The sequence below is a fragment of the Nocardia carnea genome (assembly GCF_029868325.1).
GTDB lineage: Bacteria > Actinomycetota > Actinomycetes > Mycobacteriales > Mycobacteriaceae > Nocardia > Nocardia carnea_C.
Genome location: NZ_JARWNW010000166.1, coordinates 25,687 through 45,321, shown reverse-complemented (window position 1 = coordinate 45,321; position 19,635 = coordinate 25,687). Strand labels below are relative to the sequence as shown.

Below are 19,635 nucleotides of genomic sequence, written 5' to 3'. Positions count from 1 at the left end.
GTGCAGCGGCTGAGTACGACAGCACCAGGGTATCGGGCCGATACCAGTGGTTATCCGCGTGGTCCGGCTCAGGCGATCCGGGTGTAGACGATATCGAGCTGGTGTTCCCAGGTCCGCGGGTCCAATTCGGCGTCCGAGCGCTCCCAGGTGGCGCGGAATATGTTTCCGCTCTCATCGAGATTGCCGGTCAGCCGCTGAGAATCGCCGGGAGCGTCGCGCCAGATCCGCCACAGCGGCCCGGTGAGCGCGCCGTTGTAGATCCGGCGGGCACCGGCGCCGTCGTGCTGCAGCACCTTCAGTCGTTCCGGGTAGGCGTCATCGGTACCGACCACCCAGGTGCGGCTGATCGCCGGCTCGGGCACCGTCAGCCGGACCAGCAGGAAGGCGTCGCCGTCCAGCCATTCGATGGTGGTCCGGCCGACCATATCGGGGATCTGCTCACTGGTCGTCTTCCACTCGCCGATCATCGCCGCCATGGCGACGAGTGCCGAATCGGTCATCTGCGCGTCTCCCATCGGTGAAGCGGACTTCCGGATGTTTCAGCTGCAGCGGCGACGCAGTTCCTCGACACCCTCGCCGTCGAGTTCGTCGAGGACCACGGGCCGGCCCACCATCGCCAACGCTAGCGCTTCACCGCGTCCGCGAACCGTAGGTCCCGATCCCTTGACCCAGTCGAAATCTGTCGCGACGAACTGTAACCCCTTGGTGAGACGCCAGGGGCGGGCAAACGGATCGGGATGGTCGAGTACCGCCCGCAACCGGTCGGCGGGGATTTCGCGGGGCCGGCCCAGCGGGCGCCGGATATCCTGCTGATGGACCAGTAGATCGGCCAGGCCCAGTCGCGGCCACAACCGCGATACCGTGCGTGGCGCCGATTCGAATTCGGCCAGCAGTTCCGCCGGTGTCCGGCGCGACCCCTCCGCGGCCATGGCGTTGTTGAGGCCGTCGATGGAGAAGCGGTTGCGCACGGCGATACCGGCGTACTCGGTGAGCGGGATCGCGTCGTATCGCAGATGCCCGACCAGTTCCCGGACCCGCCAGCCGGTGCACAATGTCGGCGCATCCCATTCCGCCTCCGGCAGACCGCGCAGCAGGGCGGTGAACTCGGCTCGCTCGGCGGCGAGCATCCCCCGAATATCCATGCCGCACACCATAGCCCGGCTCCGGGCGCTGAGTTCGCGTTACGAATCAGCGGGTATCGCTGTCGATGAGCAGCGATCCGCCGGAATTCACCACGCGCAGTGTCGGATTACTGGTCTGGCCGCCGTAGCTGAGGTTGTTCACCCGCATATCCACCGAGCCGTCGGGGTTGTTGCCCTTGAAGGCTTCGATACGGCTGAAACTCTGCACGGTCCGGGTCGACCAGTACTGTTCGAACTCCTGCCGGCTGCCGTACGCCTGTTGCGCGGCGGGGGTCAGCAGCGACCACGAACCCGCCGGATTCATGTAGAACTGCTCGAGCAGCTGGCCGGCCTGGACCCATTCGACCTGCCCGGTACTGGGCGTGCTGCCCAGCGCGGGGGCGGCCGTCGCCGAGGTCCCGGGTGTCCGGGGCGCCGACGAGGTGACCGAGGTATCGGCCTGCGCCGAGCCGCCGTCGCCGGAATCCGAGGAACTGAACCACAGCACACCGCCGACCACGGCCGCCCCGGCGATACCGCCGATGAGTACGGCTCGCCGGACCCCGCCGCCGGAGCCTTCCGCGACGGGCTGGGTGGTGGTGGGGGGATGATTCGGTGCCCGCCGGGGTGGGCGGTCGCCGGTTCCGTCGTGGCCGGTGTCGGCGCGGGGTTCGGCTCGCCGGCGCGGGGCCGGGGCGGGCGCGGCACCGCGGGTGCGGCCGGGCACCGGTGTTTCCATCGTGCTGACGGCGGCTCCGCCGGAATGCCCGTTGCGGTCGAAGGCCTCGCGCGCGGGAACGAACCCGGCGTGCTCGGCAGTGGCGCCCGGATATCCGGCGAACTGCGCCAGCTGTTCGCGGGCCTCCTGCATGGTCGGCCGCAGCCGCGGATCGGCTTCCAGCAGGTCGAGCAGGAAATCGGTGGCCGGCCCGGCATTCTGCGGTTCGCTGACCTGACCGTTGGCCGCGGCATACAGCACTTTGAGCGGGTTACCGGACCCGAACGGCGGTTCCCCTTCGAGGGCGTGGAACAGCGTCGCGCCCAGGGCGAAAACGTCCGCGGCCGGGGTCGGATCCGCGCCCCGCGCGACCTCGGGGGCCAGATAGGCGGCGGTCCCGCAGATCAACCCGGTTTCGGTGAGCGTCACATCGCCGGTGGCGCGTGAGATACCGAAATCGGTGATCTTGACGGTGCCGTGCTCGTCGAGCAGCACATTGCCCGGTTTCACATCGCGATGCACGATCCCGGCCTGATGCGCCGCGATCAGCGCCGCCGCGACCTGTTCCCCGATCCGCGCGACCTGCGGCAACGGCAACGGCCCGTCGGAGGACAGCACCTGCGCCAAGCTGCGCGATTTCATGTACTCCATCACCAGGCACGGATCGCCGCCGTGTTCGGTGATATCGAACACCACGATGGCATTCGGATGCTGGAAACGGGCCGCGTTACGGGCCTCCCGGGTCGCGCGCTGGCGCAGTACATCGCGCTCGGCGGGTGGCAGACTGGGCTTTATATGGATCTGCTTGATCGCCACCGATCGTTGCAGACGCTCGTCGACGGCACGCCAGACCACGCCTGTGCCGCCGCTACCAATCTGCTCGACCAGGCGGTAGTGATCCGCGATCAACTGACCGGTATCGATGGCGCCCACTCCGAACTTTCTCGAATCGTGACCTGACGCGTCGGTGACCTCTCACGCGTTCGCCGATGAGTGTAGCGGGCACCCCGACCGGCCCAGTGGGTGATATCACCCAACGCCCGTCGCCCCCCGTTACCGCAGCCCGCGGCCTACCGACTCGCCACCGGGCGCGCGGCGCGGGCGAACCCCGGGCTACTAGGCTGTTGCGCGTGAGTCTTGTGTTGCTGCCTGCTGTCGATGTCGCCAATGGAGAGGCCGTCCGCCTGGTACAGGGCGCGGCGGGCAGCGAAACCAGTTACGGTTCGCCGCGCGATGCCGCGCTCGCGTGGCAGGACGCGGGCGCCGAATGGGTGCATCTGGTGGACCTCGACGCCGCGTTCGGCCGCGGGTCCAACCGGGAGCTGCTGGCGCAGGTGGTCGGCGAACTGGATGTCGCCGTCGAACTGTCCGGCGGTATCCGCGACGACGAATCGCTGAAGGCCGCGATGGCCACCGGTTGCGCCCGGGTGAACCTGGGCACCGCCGCGCTGGAGGATCCGCAGTGGTGCGCCCGGGCGATCGCCGAATACGGCGACCGGGTGGCGGTCGGGCTGGACGTCCAGATCGTCGACGGCGACTACCGGCTGCGCGGCCGGGGCTGGGTCAGCGACGGCGGGGATCTGTGGGAAGTCCTGGAACGGCTGGAACGGGACGGCTGCTCGCGGTACGTCGTCACCGATGTCACCAAGGACGGCACCCTCACCGGCCCCAACCTGGAGCTGCTGCGCGAGGTCTGTATGGCCACCGACGCGCCGGTGATCGCCTCGGGCGGAGTCTCGGCCCTGGACGATCTGACCGCGATCGCCGAACTGGTGCCCGAGGGCGTGGAAGGCGCGATCGTGGGCAAAGCCCTGTACGCGGGCCGGTTCACCCTGCCCGAGGCGCTGGCCGCCGTCCGTTGACCGCGCGCGGGGCCCTACCGACCGCGACAAACCGGGAGCCGAAGCGATGACCAGGGCAGAGACCGAACTGGCCGGGTTGCTGACCACCGCGGCCGAAATACTCGACGGCGTCGGCGACCGCTTCCTCGAGGGGCGCGGCGCCCCCAGTGCGGTGGCCAAGGGCTCCCGGGATTTCGCCACCGAACTCGATCTGGAACTCGAACGCACCATCTCCGAGCAGCTCGTGGCCCGGACCGGTATCGAGGTGCACGGCGAGGAGTTCGGCGGGCCGTCGCTCACGAGCGGCACCGCATGGGTGCTGGACCCGATCGACGGCACCTTCAACTACTCGACCGGCCATCCGCTCACCGGCACCCTGCTCGCGTTGATCCGCGACGGCGAACCGGTGCTCGGGCTCGCCTGGTTCCCGCCGCTGGACCGCCGGTACGCCGCCGTCGCCGGTGGACCGCTGCTCGTGGACGGGGCCGCCCGGCCGCCACTGCCCCCCGCCCTGCTCGACGAGGCGATGATCGGGTTCGGTGCCTTCAATATCGAATCCACCGGCCGCGTCCCGGGCCTGTTCCGGCACCGGGTGCTCGGCGCCCTGAGCCGGTTGTCCTCCCGGGTGCGGATGCACGGCTCGACCGGAATCGACCTCGCCTTCACCGCCGACGGCACGCTCGGCGGCGCGATCGTGTTCGGTCACCATCCGTGGGACAACGCGGCGGGCGCGCTGATGGTGCAGTGCGCCGGTGGGATCGTCACCGACCTCGAGGGCGCGGACTGGACGATCGAATCCGGTTCGGTGCTGGCGGCGGCGCCCGGTGTGCATGCCGAACTACTCGAAATGATCGCCGCCGCCCGCGGCAGCGGGTTTGCCGTGCCCGGTAGTGATCGCGATACCGGTGCCGACGGTGGCGCGCAGGCTCCTACGGGTGAGGCAGAAACGCCCGTTTCCGGCGGCGCCTGGGCCGGCTCGGAGGGCGGGGTGGACACTGCCCACTCCGGTGGTGTGGACAAGGCCGCCCCGGGCGGCGGTGAGGAGCGCTCATGACCCTGGCGACACGTGTCATCCCCTGCTTGGACGTCGACGCCGGGCGGGTGGTCAAGGGCGTCAACTTCCAGAATCTGCGCGATGCCGGTGATCCGGTCCAGCTCGCCGCCGCCTACGACGCCCAGGGCGCCGACGAACTCACCTTCCTCGACGTCACCGCCTCCAGCGGTGACCGCGCCACCATGTTCGACGTGGTCACCCGGACCGCCGAGCAGATCTTCATCCCGCTCACCGTCGGCGGAGGAGTACGTACCGTCGACGATGTGGACCGGCTGCTGCGCGCCGGTGCGGACAAGGTCTCGGTGAACACCGCCGCCATCGCCCGCCCTGAGGTACTGCACGAGATGTCGCAGCGGTTCGGGTCGCAATGCATCGTGCTGTCGGTCGATGCCCGCACCGTGCCCGACGGCGAACCGGACACTCCGTCGGGCTGGGAGGTCACCACGCACGGTGGTCGCCGGGGCACCGGGATCGACGCGGTCGAATGGGCGGTGCGCGGAGCCGAGCTCGGGGTGGGGGAGATCCTGCTCAACTCGATGGACGCCGACGGTACCAAGGCGGGTTTCGATCTACCGATGATCCGCGCCGTCCGCGCCGCGGTCTCGATTCCGGTGATCGCCTCGGGCGGTGCCGGCGCGGTCGAGCATTTCGCCCCCGCGGTGCAGTCCGGTGCCGACGCCGTACTGGCCGCCAGCGTCTTCCACTTCGGGGACCTGACCATCCCGCAGGTCAAGGACGCCCTGCGCGCGGCCGACCTGGTGGTGCGCTGAGATGGCACTGGATCCGGCGATCGCCGCCCGGCTCAAACGTAACGGCGCCGGGCTGGTGGCCGCGGTGGCGCAGGAACGCGCTACCGGCGCGGTGCTGATGATGGCGTGGATGGACGACGAGGCACTGGCTCGCACCCTCGAAACCCGCCGCGCCACCTACTATTCCCGGTCCCGCAAGCAGTACTGGGTCAAGGGGGAGACCTCCGGGCATACGCAGTACGTGCACGAGGTCCGGCTGGACTGCGACGGCGATACGGTCCTGCTGGTGGTCGACCAGCGGGGCGCGGCCTGCCACACCGGCACGCACACCTGTTTCGACACCGACGTGCTGCTGCCGTCCGAACAGGTGTGACGACAGCCCGGTTGCGAGAGCGTACGGCGTTGTCGAGTGCCTGTGACGCACTGTCAGCCCGGCGATATCGTCCCGGGCGTATAGCGGCTGATCTCGATTTCCCGGACGAGCCGGTCCTCGATCCGGAAACGGATGAGTGCGAAGGGGTGCCCGCCGGGCGCGATAATCGCCGCTGGGCTGCCGGCGAGGAGAAGGGTCGCGGTGACGGCGATCCGGTCGGTGAACAACCGTGTTTCCTCGGCGACGGCCGTGGCCCCGCGAACCTCGGTGGGCGCACCCGCCGGGAGCAGGCGCGGATCGACGGTCCGGACGGCGTCGGGCGCCAGCAGGGTGACCAGCCGGGCGATATCGCCGCCGCGGGCAGCGGCAAGGAAGGCCTCGACGATTTCGAGGTGCCCGGCGATCTCGCGCTGCCCGGAGGTGCCGGGGCCGTCGGCGCCGGATTCGGGCGGCCGCGCCTCGCGCAGCCTGCCGCGGGCCCGGCTGGCCAGTTTCTTCGCGGCCGCGGGAGTCGCGTCGAGTACGGCGGCGATCCGGTCGAACGGCACCGCGAAGAGATCGTGCAGCACATAGGCCACCCGCTGGGCCGGTGACAGTTCGCCGAGCAGCACGACCAGGGCCCGGGACACGTCCTCGCGGCGGAGGAACGCTTCGTCGGCGCCGGCCTGTTCACCGCCGATATCGTCGAGCAGCAGCGGGAGTTCGCCGCGGCGCTCCCTGGCCCGGAGCAGATCCAGGCACAACCGCGCCGTCACGGTGGTGAACCAGGCGTCCGGTTCGGCCACCTCGGAGAGGTCCGCCGCCTGCACCCGGGTCCACGCCGTCTGCACCGCATCCTCGGCATCCTGGTACGAGCCGACGATCCGGTGGGCGAGCGAGAGCAGCCGCGGCCGGGCCAGCTCGAATTTCTCGACTGTTTCCACGGGTAGGTCACCTTTCGTGCGTGACGGACGTCAGGAGGTGTGAGAGATGACAACCACGACAAGGCACGCCTCGAGGAGACAGATATGAGCGTACAGATTCTGCGGTTCACCACCGCCCCGGAGCGGATACCAGAGGTCGAGGAGGCCGTGACGAAGTTGTTTGCCGCGGTGGACGCTGCCGGTCCCGACGGGATCGACTACACCGCGATGCGGGTGGGCCCGGACGGTGAGTTCGTGCTGATTCTCCGGCTCGCCGACGCCAACCCGCTCCTGGATATCCCGCAGGCCCAGGAATTCCGGGCACGGCTGGCCGAGTGGGCACGTGGCCCGGTCGCGCCGCGACCCGCCGTTGTGCTGGGCCGGTACACACGGTGACCGGCGCGCTGGATATCGCTCTGTTCGTCGCGACCGTGGCTTGTGTGCTGGCGAATGCTGCCGAGGTCGTCGCCAAGGCCGTGCGTGCGCCGTTCATGGTCCGGAATGCCGCCGAAGCCGGCGTGGCACCGAAGTGGATCCCGTACCTGGCGGTAATCGAAGGTGCCGGTGTGGCCGGGTTGGTCGCGGGACTTCTCGGCTGGGAATCCCTAGGGCTCGCCGCGGCGGTCGGGCTGCTCCTGTTCTTCGTGGGAGCGGTCGGCGTCCACATACGAGCACGGGTCTTCCACAACATCGCGTTCCCGGCGGGTTTCCTGGTGCTGGCGCTGGCCGCCACTGCCTACTTTGCCTGGGCAGCGGGCTGAACCAGGAACCTCGCTCAGGGGGCAGTGCGGCCGAGGACCGTGGTCAGGTGGGTGGCGAGCGTATCGCCGAGATCTGCCATCGCCGCGGTCTGCTCGGCGTCGAGCCCGTCGAAGACCAGCCGCCGCACCACATCCATGTATCCGGGCGCGGCCTCCACGACCTTCTGGTGGCCCTCATCGGTGAGTTCGGCCAGGACACCACGTCGCCCGGTGGTCGCGGTGCGCGTGGCCCAGCCCATCCGTTCGAGTTTGGAGACCACATGGGAAAGTCTCGATAGCGATGAATTTGCTCGATGGGCGAGCTCGCTCATCTGCAGCCGCCGGTCCGGCGCCTCCGAGAGCAGGGTGAGCACCCAGTACTCGAAATGAGTCACGCCGGACTCGCGCTGCAGGTCGGTATCCAATGCCCCCGGCAAGCGGTTCAGCACCGCGACCACTGCGCGCCAGGCCCGTCCCTCGACCGGGTTCAGCCACTCCGTCACTAATCCGCCTTCTCTCCGGCCCGGTGACGATTCCGGCATGTGTCACCGGGCTACCGAAGAAAAGTTTGCCACGACTTCGCTCGAACATGGGTCAACTCGGAAACGAAGGTGAGGCCATTCACACGAACGAAGCGGATCGAGGCCCGCTACGCGCTTTTTCGCGTGCGGAGAAAATCCAGTGCGCGGTCGGCGTGTACATTCGCGCGCAGTTCGCTGCTGATCACGGTCAGCACGCTGCGGTCGGTGTCGATGACGAAGGTATGCCGCTTCACCGGCATGAGCTTGCCCAGCAGCCCGCGTTTGACCCCGTACATCGCCGCGACCGATCCGCCGGTATCCGACAGCAGCGGGTATTCCAGCCGCTGCGCCCCCGCGAACCCGGCCTGGACGTCGACAGCATCGGCGCTGATCCCCGCGCAACTCGCGCCCAGCGCCGCGAACTCGGCGGTGAGATCGCGGAAATGGCAGGCCTCGGCCGTGCACACCGGCGTATTCGCGGCGGGATAGAAGAACAACACCAGTGGCCCGCCGGCCAGCAGCGAATCGAGGGAACGGAGGGCGCCGGTCTGATCCGGGAGTTCGAATACCGGGGCGGGCTGGCCGATCTGCATACCCGGACACTACCGCCGTCGGCGGGTCCCGCGGGGTGCGTCGAGCACGCCGGTACCCGGCTGGAATGATGGTTCGAATGCACGGCGCGACCACTCCCGCGACTACCACCCGCGAACGATTCCACGAACTCGCCGCCGAACACCGGGTCGTCCCGGTGACCCGGAAGGTGCTGGCCGATTCGGAGACCCCGCTGTCGGCCTACCGCAAACTGGGCGGTGACCGGGCGGGCACGTTCCTGTTCGAATCCGCGGAGAACGGCCGATCCTGGTCGCGCTGGTCGTTCATCGGCGCGGGTAGCCCCTCGGCGCTCACCTCGGTCGACGGCGCCGCCACCTGGCTCGGCGCCACTCCTGCCGGTGCGCCCGCCGGCGGCGATCCGCTGGACGCCCTGCGTGAAACCCTCGAACTGTTGCGCACCGAACGGCTGCCCGGTCTGCCGCCGCTGACCGGCGGCATGGTCGGTTACCTCGGCTACGACGCGGTGCGCCGGATGGAACGCCTGCCCGAATACGCCGAAGACGATCTGCACCTGCCGGAGATGGTGCTGTTGCTGGCCACCGATCTGGCGGCGTTCGACCATCACGAAGGTGCGATCACGCTGATCGCCAACGCCGTCAACTGGAACGGTACGTCCGAGAATGTGGACGCCGCCTACGACGACGCCCTCGCCCGGCTCGACCGGATGACCGCCGCGCTGGCCGCGCCCGCGGTCTCCACGGTATCCGTGTTCGACCAGCCCGAACCGGATTACCGGCGCGCCCGCACCCCGGACGAGTACGGCGCCGGGGTCCGCCGCCTGGTCTCGGAGATCGAGGCCGGGGAAGCGTTCCAGGTGGTGCTGTCGCAGCGTTTCGAAATGGACTACGGCGGCACCCCCATCGACCTCTACCGGATGCTGCGCGCGGCCAACCCGAGCCCGTACATGTTCCTGCTGCACATCCCGGACGGCGACGGGAACACCGCATTCTCGATCGTCGGGTCCAGCCCGGAAGCGCTCGTCGCCGTACAGGACGGGGTCGCGACCACGCACCCCATCGCGGGTACCCGCTGGCGGGGCGCCACCGAGGAAGACGATCTGCTGCTCGAGAAGGGCCTGCTGGCCGACGAAAAGGAGAACGCCGAACATCTCATGCTCGTCGATCTCGGACGTAACGATCTGGGCCGGGTCTGTGTACCCGGGACGGTGCGGGTCACCGAGTACCGCCATGTCGAGCGCTACAGCCATGTGATGCATCTGGTCTCCACGGTGACCGGCCGCCTGGCCCCCGGCAAGATCGCGCTCGACGCGGTGCGGGCCTGTTTCCCGGCGGGCACACTGTCCGGTGCTCCCAAGGTGCGGGCCATGCAGTTGATCGAGGAACTCGAACCCACCCGGCGCGGGGTGTACGGCGGTGTGGTCGGCTACCTCGATTTCGCCGGTGACGCCGATACCGCGATCGCCATCCGCACCGCCCTCCTCAAGGACGGCACCGCCTACGTCCAGGCGGGTGCGGGCGTGGTGGCCGATTCCGAGGCCGAATACGAGGACACCGAATCCCGGAACAAAGCGATGGCGGTGCTGCGTGCGGTCGCCGCCGCCGAAACGGTGCGCGCCTTCGGTGACGAGGAGGCAGCCGACCGGGAATCGGTATCCGTGACCTCCGGAGGCGGCGTATGACAGCCGACGATCCCGCCCGCCGCCCACTCACCGGGGACTCCGGCGGGGCACCCTCGAGCGGCACTCCGGGGGCCGGCGCGCCCGCAGATGACGTAGCGGAGATCCGCGCGCAGAGTGATCCCGGCCCGAATACGAGCGATTCCGCCGGCGATACGGGAGGCGCGGAAGCCATCCGGCCGGCTGGGACCGAGTCCGCGGCTGCCGTCATCGGTATGGGCGGAACGGACCCTGGTGCCGAAGCGGCCGCTGCCGCCACGAACGGTGCGGGCTCTGTGGCGACACCCGGCCCGGATGCCGGTTCGGGTGGCGCTCACTCGGGCGCGCCCGGCTCCGTGGCGGATAGCGCCGCTGGGACGCGCGCGACCACGGCCGATACGGGTGGATTCGCGGCAGCAGCGCAGGGCTCCGCGGAAGCGGCCGCCGGGTCTGCCGGTGAATCGGTCGCCGCTCGACGCCGGCCGATCGACTGGGGTGACGAGGAAATCGAACCCGCCGCCGAGACCGGGACCGCTCGGGGCGCGCGGCAACCGGTTACCGCGCTGGCCTTGCTCGCCCTCGGCGCCGCCGCGCTGTGGGGGTCCTCCCGGCTCACCTGGGTCACGGTGACCTCCGCCGACGGTTTGACCGAGCCGCGCACCGACGAACTGAACGGCGGGGTCTGGTTCGGTGCGCTGACGCCGCTGGCGCTGGTTCTGCTGGCCGCCATCGCCGCCGTGCTGGCGACCCGGGGCTGGATGCGCCGGCTGGTCGGTGTGGTGGTCGCCCTGATCGCCGCTGTGACCGCGGTACCGGCGCTGGCGCTGCTCACCGGGTCGGGAGCCACCGAGCAGCGGGCCACCGATCTGGCCGGGCTGCCGGGGCGCGCCCAGGTGCAGGAGCTGGTCACCTCGAGTGGTCCGGCCGCGCTCACGCTGTGCGGTGCGCTGGCCGCGTTCGGTGCGGGGCTGTTATTGGCCCGGATGCCGGCCGGCACCAAGCAGCTGTCCGGAAAGTACGACAACCCCGCGACGCGGAAGGCCGCGGCCACCCAGGCGGTGCAGCAGCGCGGGTCCGGCGAGGTGCTGCCGGAACGGGTGCTGTGGGACGCGCTGGACGCCGGTGCCGACCCGACCGACTCGACCGATCCGACCGGCCCGGACGCCGCGGACGTAGACGGAGCGGACAAGCCGGTCGCCCGTCCCGCCGGCTCGGTGGACGACGCGGCCGGACCGGCCGTCGCCCGCCCGGCGAACGAAACGGCTCGGTCTGCCTCGGCCGAATCGGCGAATCCGGCAGCCCGGGACGCAACGGCCCGTGACGTAGATCGCCCGGACGCTCCGCGGCCGGGCGATACCCCCTAGCAGGCCGGTCGCGGCCGGGTGACCCGCCCCCGGCGTTAGGGTGCCGCGGCCTGCCATTTACTCTTGTTCAGCATCGGTGAGACAGCTCCTGGGGGAATCCTTCAGGCAGTAATTTGCGTGTCTCCCCAGAAAGGATTCGAGCCAGATGACGGTACTCGACTCGATTCTCGACGGGGTCCGCTCGGATGTAGCCGCTCGGGAGGCGGTGCTCGACTTCCCCGCGGTGAAGGCAGCGGCCGCCGCCGCGCCCGCGCCGCTCGATGCGAAGGCGGCCCTTCTCGAAGACGGCATCGGTGTGATCGCCGAGGTCAAGCGGGCCAGCCCGTCCAAGGGCGCGCTCGCCGATATCGGTGACCCGGCCAGTCTGGCCAAGGCCTACGAGGACGGTGGCGCCCGGATCATCAGCGTGCTCACCGAGGGCCGGCGCTTCCACGGATCGCTGGACGATCTGGACGCCGTCCGCGCCACCGTCGATATTCCGGTGCTGCGCAAGGATTTCGTTGTCGGCCCCTACCAGATCCACGAGGCGCGGGCGCACGGCGCCGATGTGATCCTGCTGATCGTCGCCGCCCTGGAACAGGACACGCTGGCTTCGCTCATCGATCGCACCGAATCGCTCGGGATGACCGCGCTCGTCGAGGTGCATACCGAGGAGGAGGCCGATCGGGCCCTCACCGCGGGGGCGAGCGTGATCGGGGTGAACGCGCGCAACCTGAAAACTCTCGAGGTCGACAGGGACTGCTTCGCCCGGATCGCACCGGGGCTACCCACGGAGGTCGTGCGGATCGCCGAATCCGGGGTCCGCGGCACCGCGGACCTGCTCGCGTATGCGGGCGCCGGCGCGGACGCGGTACTTGTCGGCGAGGGGCTGGTCACCAGTGGCGATCCCCGGGGCGCGGTCTCGGAGCTGGTCACCGCCGGCACGCATCCGTCCTGCCCGAAACCGGCCCGGCGGGGGCGATGATGGCGGCGTCCGGATCGTCCACCGACCAGGCACTGCCCGCCGCGAGCCGCGGGGTGGCGCAACGTAGCGAGCACGAACCCGACGAGGGCGGCCATTTCGGCGTCTACGGCGGCCGGCATGTGCCCGAGGCGCTGATGGCGGTGATCGAGGAGGTCACGGCCGAATACGACAAGGTCCGGCTGGATCCCGATTTCCTCGCCGAACTCGATCGGCTGCAGCGCGACTACACCGGTCGCCCCTCGCCGGTTTTCGAATGCACCGGGCTGGCCGAGCATGCCGGCGGTGCGCGGATCCTGCTGAAACGCGAGGATCTGAACCACACCGGCTCGCACAAGATCAACAACGTGCTGGGGCAGGCGCTGCTGGCCAAGCGGATGGGTAAGACCCGGATCATCGCCGAAACCGGTGCCGGGCAGCACGGGGTCGCCACGGCGACCGCCTGCGCCCTGCTCGGGTTGCGCTGCATCATCTACATGGGTGCGGTCGATACCGCCCGGCAGGCCCTGAATGTGGCCCGGATGCGGCTGCTCGGCGCCGAGGTCGTCTCGGTGACCCTCGGTTCGCAGACGCTCAAGGACGCGATCAACGAGGCCTTGCGCGACTGGGTCACCAACGCCGACGACACCTACTACTGTTTCGGCACCGCCGCCGGACCGCATCCGTTCCCGATGATGGTCCGCGATTTCCAGCGGGTCGTCGGGCTGGAGGCCCGGGCCCAGGTCCAGAGCCTCACCGGCCGGCTACCCGATGCCGTCGCGGCCTGCGTGGGCGGAGGATCCAATGCGATCGGCATCTTCCATGCCTTCATCGACGACCCCGGGGTCCGGCTGGTCGGCTACGAAGCCGCCGGTGACGGCGTGGAAACCGGTCGGCACGCGGCCACCTTCGCCGGTGGCTCCCCGGGCGCGTTCCAGGGCGCCTACTCGTACCTGCTGCAGGACGAGGACGGCCAGACCATCGAATCGCATTCCATTTCGGCCGGCCTGGACTATCCGGGCGTGGGCCCCGAGCACGCGTTCCTGAAAGATATCGGCCGCGCCGAATACCTGCCGGTCACCGATACCGCCGCGATGGACGCGCTGCTGTTGCTCAGCCGTACCGAGGGCATCATCCCGGCCATCGAATCCGCGCACGCGGTCGCCGGGGCACTCGAACTGGGCCGCGAACTCGGCGAGGGCGCGATCATCCTGGTGAACCTGTCCGGCCGCGGCGACAAGGATATGGATACCGCCGCCCGCTGGTTCGGGCTCATCGACGATCCGGACACCGGCAAGGAGAACGGTCAGTGAGTTCCGAATCCCGTCTCGGCGCCACCTTCGCCGCCTGCAAGGCCGATAACCGCGCGGCGCTCATCGGCTACCTGCCGGCCGGTTACCCGGATCTCGAGGGTTCGCGCAAAGTCGTGCGGGCGATGGTCGAATCCGGTTGCGATATCGTCGAAGTCGGCGTCGCCTATTCCGATCCGGTGATGGACGGGCCGACCATCCAGGCCGCCGCCGAACAGGCGCTGCGCGGCGGGGTCCGGGTCCGCGATGTGTTCTCCGTGGTCGAAGCGGTGGCCGAGGCGGGTGCCCAGGCGGTGGTGATGAGCTACTGGAATCCGGTGCTCAAATACGGCGTCGACCGGTTCTCTCGCGACCTGGCCGCCGCCGGTGGTGCCGGCATCATCACGCCCAATCTCATTCCCGAGGAAGCCGCCGACTGGTTCAGCGCCTCCGACACCCACCACCTCGACCGGATCTTCCTGGTGGCGCCGTCGTCCACCGAGGAACGCCTCGCCGCCACTCTCGATGCCAGTTCGGGTTTCGTCTACGCCGCATCGACCATGGGCGTCACCGGCGCCCGGGACGCGGTCTCGACCATGGCTCCCGCGTTGTGCGCCCGGATCCGCGAGCACAGCGATATTCCCATCGGGGTCGGCCTCGGGGTCCGCTCCGGGGCGCAGGCGGCCGAGATCGCGGCCTACGCTGATGGTGTGATCGTCGGTTCCGCACTGGTCAGCGCCGCTGCCGAGGGGCTGGACGCGGTCCACAGCCTGACTGCGGAACTTGCCGGTGGGGTTCGCGCCGCCACTGTCGCTTCCTGACCCGGCCGCCGCGCGTATGACACTCCGGTAAGGGGCCCGTCGGGCGCGTGGAGAACACGCGAGCCGGAGGCCGAACTTGCCAACGTGGCCTCCTGGACTACGGTTGCCCCCGTGACCGTTCTCGCCGTACCGGAAACCACCTCGGCCGTCGTATCGCCCGCCACCGAGCTGCTGGCCTATCTGCCCAGCCCGCCGCAGGGTGTCTGGGATATCGGGCCGTTCCCGCTCCGCGCGTATGCGGTCTGCATCATCGTCGGGATCATCATCGCCATCTGGTGGGGCGAGAAACGCTGGCAGGCCCGCGGGGGTGAGGCGGGCACGATCCTGGACGTCGCCGTTTTCGCCGTACCGTTCGGACTGATCGGCGGCCGGATCTACCATGTCGCCACCGACTGGCAGAAGTACTTCGGGGAAGACGGCAACCCCATGGACGCCCTGAAGATCTACCAGGGCGGTCTCGGCATCTGGGGTGCGGTGTTCTTCGGCGCGATCGGCGCCTGGATCGCCTGCCGCATCTACAAGATCCCGCTGCCTGCGCTCGGTGACGCGATCGCCCCGCCGATCCTGCTCGCCCAGGCCATCGGCCGGCTCGGCAACTACTTCAACCAGGAGCTCTACGGCCGCGAAACCGATCTGCCGTGGGGTCTGGAGATCTACCTCCGCTTCGACGACGCCGGTCGCCTCGACATGATGAACGGTGTTTCCTCGGGCGAAGTCCATTCCGTCGTGCACCCGACGTTCCTCTACGAGTTGCTGTGGAATGTCGCGGTCGTGCTCGCACTGGTCTATATCGACCGGCGTTTCCGGATCGGGCACGGGCGGCTGTTCGCGCTGTACGTCGCCGGCTACTGCTTCGGGCGCTTCTTCGTCGAACTCATGCGCGACGACGAGGCCACCCAGATCGCGGGTATCCGGATCAACTCCTTCACCTCCGGCCTGGTCTTCCTGGCCGCGATCGCGTACGTCCTGTTCGCTACCAAGGGCCGGGAAACCCCCGAGCAGCTCCGCCCCGATTGGGGACCGCGCCCGTGGCCCTGGCAGTTCGGTGCGTTGCGGACTGCAGGCGAGACGTCCGAGACCGGTTCCGGCGCGGAAGCTTCCGCCGCACCCGATCCCGAGACCGGAAACGAGTCCGGTCCTGCCGATCCGCTCGACAAGGCGACGGCGTCGAAGGAGGGCGGCGAGTCCGGCACCAGCGATCCGCTCGCGAAGCCGAAGGGAGCCGACGAGTCCGCGAAAACGGACGACCCCGCCGATTCCGCAGCCGGCCCGCAAGATTCGTCCGCCGAGGCCGACCCCGCGGAACCGGGCGGGTCCGCGGAGCCGCCGAAATCCGCGACAAGCGACGATGTCGTCGATCCGAAGTCCAGCGCGAACGAATCCGAGGCTGCACACACCGATTCCGTATCACCAGCGGATACGGATTCCGCGACCACCGCACCGAAGAAACCCTGAGCCGGCCGGAACAGCCTTCCATAGCCCAGCTCGAGTACGGCCCGAATCTCGCGCTACCGGGAGGCGGCGCCATGACACAGCGGGGAAGCGAGCAAAGAACAACGAGACAGACATCCCGGGGCCCTGCGCCACCGAAGAATCCCTTCCATGACCGCCCACCCCAATGGTTCGGGGCCCGTCTCGTTCTGGAGCGACGGAGCGGGGGAGCGAAGCGGAGGAGCGGAGGAGTGAAGAACGAGACCTCTAGGGCCCCGAACCCCGCGCTGCCGGAGGCGGCGCCATGACACAGCGGGGGAGCGAAGCGGAGGAGCGGAGGAGTGAAGAACGAGACCTCAGGGGCCCCGAACCCCGCGCCGCCGGAGGCGGCGCCAATAACACAGGAGGAGCAGTGACCGATCCGTACCAGCAGGGCGGACCGCAGTACGGCCCGCCGGGCACCGGCCCGGATCTGGGTAAATCGCCGGGGTATCCGTCGCAGCCGCAGGCGCAGCCCTACCCGTCCCAGCCGTACGCCTCGCAGCCGCAGCCGTATCCAGGGCAGCCGGATCCGCAATACGGGGCCGCACCGGGCTACGGGCAGCCGGGCCCCGGATACGGGCAGCAGGATTCCGCCTACGGACAGCCGGGCGCATACGGGCAGCCGGGCGCGTACGGCCAGCCGGGACCTGTCTACGGGGCGCCCATGGGTTACAACCCGATGGACCCGGAAGCTCCCTACGGGCGCGATATGTACGGGGTGCCGCTGTCGGACAAGCAGAAGCTGGTGGCGGGCCTGCTGCAGATCTTCCTCGGCTCGCTCGGGATCGGCCGGTTCTATATCGGTGACACCGGGATGGGCGTCGGCCAGATCGCGGCCAGCATCGTCACCTGCGGTATCGCCGGAACGATCTGGGGTCTCATCGACGGTGTCCTGATCCTTACCGGCAAGGTGACCGATTCTCACGGTCGTCCACTGCGGGACTGAATCATCCCGGTGCGCAGAGTGCGGGTCCACCCACGGTGGGCCCGCATTCGTGTGTCAGGGGCAATTCGTAGCGCCGAGGTAACAGTCGCGTAAGGCCTCCGGTTCATTCTGAGGCGGGCGGCGTTGGGCCGCCGTTCACCCAGAGTTCGGCGTTCCCGATGCCGCCCGCGGGCCGGGCGGGACACTGTATCCCGGCAGGATTAGGCTCGACACGTGATGCGACGGACGAAGATTGTGTGCACCCTCGGCCCGGCCACTGCCACCGAGGAACGTATTCGAGAGCTCGTCGAAAGCGGTATGGACGTCGCCCGGCTGAATTTCAGCCACGGCGAGCACTCCGACCACGCCGAGAACTACAAGAAGGTGCGGCAGGCCTGCGAAGATCGCGGCCGCGCCGTCGGTATTCTCGCCGATCTGCAAGGCCCGAAGATCCGCCTGGGGCGTTTCGCAGAGGAACGCACCGTCTGGGCGACCGGTGAGGTCGTCCGCATCACCGTCGACGATATCGTCGGTGATCACGACCGCGTCTCCACCACCTACAAAGAGCTCGCCGCCGACGCCAAATCCGGTGACCGGCTGCTCGTCGACGACGGCAAGGTCGGGCTGGAGGTGATCCGCGTCGAGGGCAACGACGTGGTGTGCGAGGTGACCGAGGGCGGCCCGGTCAGCAACAACAAGGGTGTTTCGCTACCGGGGATGGATGTCTCGGTGCCCGCGCTCTCCGAGAAGGACATCGAGGATCTGGAATTCGCGCTGAACCTCGGCGTGGATTTCATCGCGCTCTCGTTCGTCCGTTCACCGTCGGATATCGAGCTCGTCCACGATGTGATGGACCGGGTGGGCAGGCGGGTGCCGGTGATCGGCAAACTGGAGAAGCCCGAGGCGATCGACAACCTCGAGGCCGTGGTGCTGGCCTTCGACGCGGTGATGGTGGCCCGCGGCGACCTCGGTGTCGAATTGCCGCTCGAGCAGGTGCCGATCGTGCAGAAGCGCGCCATCCAGATGGCGCGCGAGAATGCGAAACCGGTGATCGTCGCGACCCAGATGCTCGAATCGATGATCGAGAACTCGCGGCCCACCCGCGCCGAGGCCTCCGATGTGGCCAATGCGGTCCTCGACGGTGCCGATGCGGTGATGCTGTCCGGTGAGACCTCGGTCGGCAAGTATCCGATCGAGACCGTGCGCACCATGGCGCGCATCGTGCACGCGGTGGAAACCGAATCCACCAATGTGCCGCCGCTGACGCATACACCGCGCACCAAACGCGGTGTCATCTCGTATGCCGCCCGCGATATCGGGGAACGGCTCAACGCCAAGGCGCTGGTGGCGTTCACCCAGTCCGGCGATACGGTGCGCCGTCTGGCCCGCCTGCACACTCCGATACCGCTGCTGGCGTTCACCCCCCTTCCGGAGGTGCGCAGCCAGCTGGCGCTCACCTGGGGCACCGAAACCTTCATCGTGCCCACCGTGGACAGCACGGACGCGATGATCAAACAGGTCGATCAGGCGCTGCTGAGCATGAACCGCTACGCCAAGGGCGACCTCGTGGTCATCGTGGCGGGCTCCCCACCGGGTACCGTCGGGTCCACGAACCTGATCCACGTGCACCGTATCGGCGAGGAGGACCACTGATGCCGAGCAACCCCGGAGTCGCCCGGTGAGCGCGCCGGTCGACGAGACCGTCACCGACCGGCACCGCGATCTCGACACCCTGCTGGAGCTGCTGGACCTGGAGGAGGTGTCCGAGGATGTGTTCCGCGGGCACCATCCGGAGAAGGTCGCCAGCCGCACCTTCGGTGGACAGCTCGTCTCCCAGGCCGTGATCGCCGCCGGCCGCACGGCCGGCGACCGGCCGATCCACGTGCTCAACGCCCATTTCGTGCGGGGCGGCGATGTGAAGAAGCCGATCGATTTCCACGTCGAACGGCATCGTGACGGCCGTGCGTTCGCCAACCGCACCGTTACCGCGGTCCAGGACGGCCAGGAACTGTTCGTCATGCTGGCCTCCTTCCAGGAATGGGGTAAGGGGCTCGAACACGCGCACGAACGGCCGGAGGTCCCGGATCCGGAGACGCTGCCGCGGATCCAGGAGAGTTTCGCCGGGTTCGAGGACAAGCTGGAGATGTTCGTCAACGCTCCGCACCCGATCGATATGCGCTACACCAACGATCCGGCCTGGATCCTCAAGGGCACTGGCGAGAAGCTGAACCACAATCGTGTGTGGATGCGCGCCGACGGCACCCTGCCCGACGATCCGCTGCTCCATGTGGCCGCGCTGAGCTATTCCTCCGACACCACGGTGCTGGATTCGATCATCACCACGCACGGCCTTTCGTGGGGCCTGGACCGGATCGTCGCCGCCACGGTGAACCATTCCATCTGGTTCCATCGCCCGTTCCGGTTCGACGAATGGGCGCTGTACGCCACCGAATCGCCCGTGGCCGCGGGCTCACGGGGGCTGGCGACCGGGCGTTTCTACTCGCGGTCGGGCGATCTGCTGGCCACCACCGTGCAGGAAGGCGTTATCCGCCATTTCCCGGCGCGACGCTGACCGCC

The 19,635-nt window shown here is 69.0% G+C and carries 20 protein-coding genes and 1 pseudogene; 15 read left to right on the top strand and 6 right to left on the bottom strand.

The annotated features are described in order from the left end of the window. Window positions 1-68 precede the first annotated feature (68 nt). Genes QH196_RS12890 through QH196_RS12880 form a run of 3 tightly spaced genes read right to left on the bottom strand, consistent with a single transcriptional unit; the run spans window position 69 to window position 2,772 of the window. Window positions 69-500: a hypothetical protein gene (locus QH196_RS12890; RefSeq protein ID WP_280416007.1), complete on the bottom strand. Its 432-nt coding sequence runs from the start codon at window positions 498-500 to the stop codon at window positions 69-71. Between the two features lie 39 nt (window positions 501-539). Continuing rightward, window positions 540-1,142 carry a maleylpyruvate isomerase family mycothiol-dependent enzyme gene (locus QH196_RS12885; protein ID WP_280416006.1) on the bottom strand — a complete coding sequence of 201 codons (603 nt, stop codon included), beginning with the start codon at window positions 1,140-1,142 and terminating at the stop codon, window positions 540-542. Between the two features lie 46 nt (window positions 1,143-1,188). Continuing rightward, complete coding sequence (locus QH196_RS12880; protein ID WP_280416005.1) at window positions 1,189-2,772, bottom strand: serine/threonine-protein kinase; 1,584 nt, start codon at window positions 2,770-2,772, stop codon at window positions 1,189-1,191. Window positions 2,773-2,969: 197 nt separating this feature from the next. On the opposite strand from QH196_RS12880, the gene priA reads away from it, so the two are divergent. From priA to hisI, 4 genes and pseudogenes are all read left to right on the top strand, one after another. Continuing rightward, window positions 2,970-3,701 carry a bifunctional 1-(5-phosphoribosyl)-5-((5-phosphoribosylamino)methylideneamino)imidazole-4-carboxamide isomerase/phosphoribosylanthranilate isomerase PriA gene (gene priA / locus QH196_RS12875; RefSeq protein ID WP_280416004.1) on the top strand — a complete coding sequence of 244 codons (732 nt, stop codon included), beginning with the start codon at window positions 2,970-2,972 and terminating at the stop codon, window positions 3,699-3,701. A gap of 46 nt (window positions 3,702-3,747) precedes the next feature. After that, window positions 3,748-4,539: pseudogene (locus QH196_RS12870) on the top strand (inositol monophosphatase family protein); the annotation flags it as partial. 191 nt (window positions 4,540-4,730) lie between these two features. Further along, window positions 4,731-5,504 carry an imidazole glycerol phosphate synthase subunit HisF gene (gene hisF / locus QH196_RS12865; RefSeq protein WP_062978712.1) on the top strand — a complete coding sequence of 258 codons (774 nt, stop codon included), beginning with the start codon at window positions 4,731-4,733 and terminating at the stop codon, window positions 5,502-5,504. 1 nt (window position 5,505) lies between these two features. After that, window positions 5,506-5,856, top strand: a complete 351-nt coding sequence (gene hisI, locus QH196_RS12860) for a phosphoribosyl-AMP cyclohydrolase (RefSeq protein ID WP_280416003.1) — start codon at window positions 5,506-5,508, stop codon at window positions 5,854-5,856. A gap of 53 nt (window positions 5,857-5,909) precedes the next feature. On the opposite strand, the gene QH196_RS12855 is transcribed toward hisI, so the two are convergent. Next, entirely contained in the window at window positions 5,910-6,779 is an 870-nt protein-coding gene (locus QH196_RS12855) for a sigma-70 family RNA polymerase sigma factor (protein WP_280416002.1), read from the bottom strand. A gap of 84 nt (window positions 6,780-6,863) precedes the next feature. Between QH196_RS12855 and QH196_RS12850 the strand changes: the two genes are divergently transcribed. Together QH196_RS12850 and QH196_RS12845 are read left to right on the top strand one after the other, a co-directional pair. Further along, a complete protein-coding gene (locus QH196_RS12850; protein ID WP_280416001.1) occupies window positions 6,864-7,154 on the top strand; it encodes a hypothetical protein in 291 nt (96 codons plus the stop codon). A gap of 8 nt (window positions 7,155-7,162) precedes the next feature. Next, complete coding sequence (locus QH196_RS12845; RefSeq protein ID WP_280416040.1) at window positions 7,163-7,519, top strand: DoxX family protein; 357 nt, start codon at window positions 7,163-7,165, stop codon at window positions 7,517-7,519. A gap of 14 nt (window positions 7,520-7,533) precedes the next feature. Here the strand turns inward: QH196_RS12845 and QH196_RS12840 are convergent, their stop codons facing one another. After that, window positions 7,534-8,001: a MarR family winged helix-turn-helix transcriptional regulator gene (locus QH196_RS12840; RefSeq protein WP_280416000.1), complete on the bottom strand. Its 468-nt coding sequence runs from the start codon at window positions 7,999-8,001 to the stop codon at window positions 7,534-7,536. 146 nt (window positions 8,002-8,147) lie between these two features. Beyond that, on the bottom strand, window positions 8,148-8,612 hold the full coding sequence (locus QH196_RS12835; RefSeq protein WP_280415999.1) for a peroxiredoxin: 465 nt from the start codon (window positions 8,610-8,612) through the stop codon (window positions 8,148-8,150). Between the two features lie 77 nt (window positions 8,613-8,689). Between QH196_RS12835 and QH196_RS12830 the strand changes: the two genes are divergently transcribed. From QH196_RS12830 to QH196_RS12790, 9 genes are all read left to right on the top strand, one after another. Then, window positions 8,690-10,270 (top strand): anthranilate synthase component I, encoded by a 1,581-nt coding sequence (locus QH196_RS12830; RefSeq protein WP_280415998.1) that lies wholly within the window; start codon window positions 8,690-8,692, stop codon window positions 10,268-10,270. Next, a complete protein-coding gene (locus QH196_RS12825) occupies window positions 10,267-11,610 on the top strand; it encodes a TIGR02234 family membrane protein (RefSeq protein WP_280415997.1) in 1,344 nt (447 codons plus the stop codon). Before QH196_RS12830 ends, QH196_RS12825 begins: the two co-directional genes overlap by 4 nt. 145 nt (window positions 11,611-11,755) lie before the next feature. Then, a complete protein-coding gene (gene trpC, locus QH196_RS12820; RefSeq protein WP_280415996.1) occupies window positions 11,756-12,574 on the top strand; it encodes an indole-3-glycerol phosphate synthase TrpC in 819 nt (272 codons plus the stop codon). Next, window positions 12,571-13,863, top strand: a complete 1,293-nt coding sequence (gene trpB / locus QH196_RS12815; protein ID WP_280415995.1) for a tryptophan synthase subunit beta — start codon at window positions 12,571-12,573, stop codon at window positions 13,861-13,863. Before trpC ends, trpB begins: the two co-directional genes overlap by 4 nt. Next, window positions 13,860-14,660 (top strand): tryptophan synthase subunit alpha, encoded by an 801-nt coding sequence (gene trpA, locus QH196_RS12810; protein ID WP_280415994.1) that lies wholly within the window; start codon window positions 13,860-13,862, stop codon window positions 14,658-14,660. The genes trpB and trpA overlap by 4 nt, the downstream gene beginning before the upstream one ends. A gap of 111 nt (window positions 14,661-14,771) precedes the next feature. Further along, window positions 14,772-16,115, top strand: coding sequence for a prolipoprotein diacylglyceryl transferase (gene lgt / locus QH196_RS12805; RefSeq protein ID WP_280415993.1), 1,344 nt, complete (start codon window positions 14,772-14,774; stop codon window positions 16,113-16,115). A 388-nt stretch (window positions 16,116-16,503) separates the two neighbouring features. After that, entirely contained in the window at window positions 16,504-17,079 is a 576-nt protein-coding gene (locus tag QH196_RS12800) for a TM2 domain-containing protein (protein ID WP_280415992.1), read from the top strand. A 213-nt stretch (window positions 17,080-17,292) separates the two neighbouring features. Continuing rightward, window positions 17,293-18,711 carry a pyruvate kinase gene (pyk, locus tag QH196_RS12795; protein ID WP_280415991.1) on the top strand — a complete coding sequence of 473 codons (1,419 nt, stop codon included), beginning with the start codon at window positions 17,293-17,295 and terminating at the stop codon, window positions 18,709-18,711. 25 nt (window positions 18,712-18,736) lie between these two features. Continuing rightward, a complete protein-coding gene (locus tag QH196_RS12790; protein ID WP_280415990.1) occupies window positions 18,737-19,630 on the top strand; it encodes an acyl-CoA thioesterase in 894 nt (297 codons plus the stop codon). The last annotated feature ends 5 nt before the right edge of the window (window positions 19,631-19,635 follow it).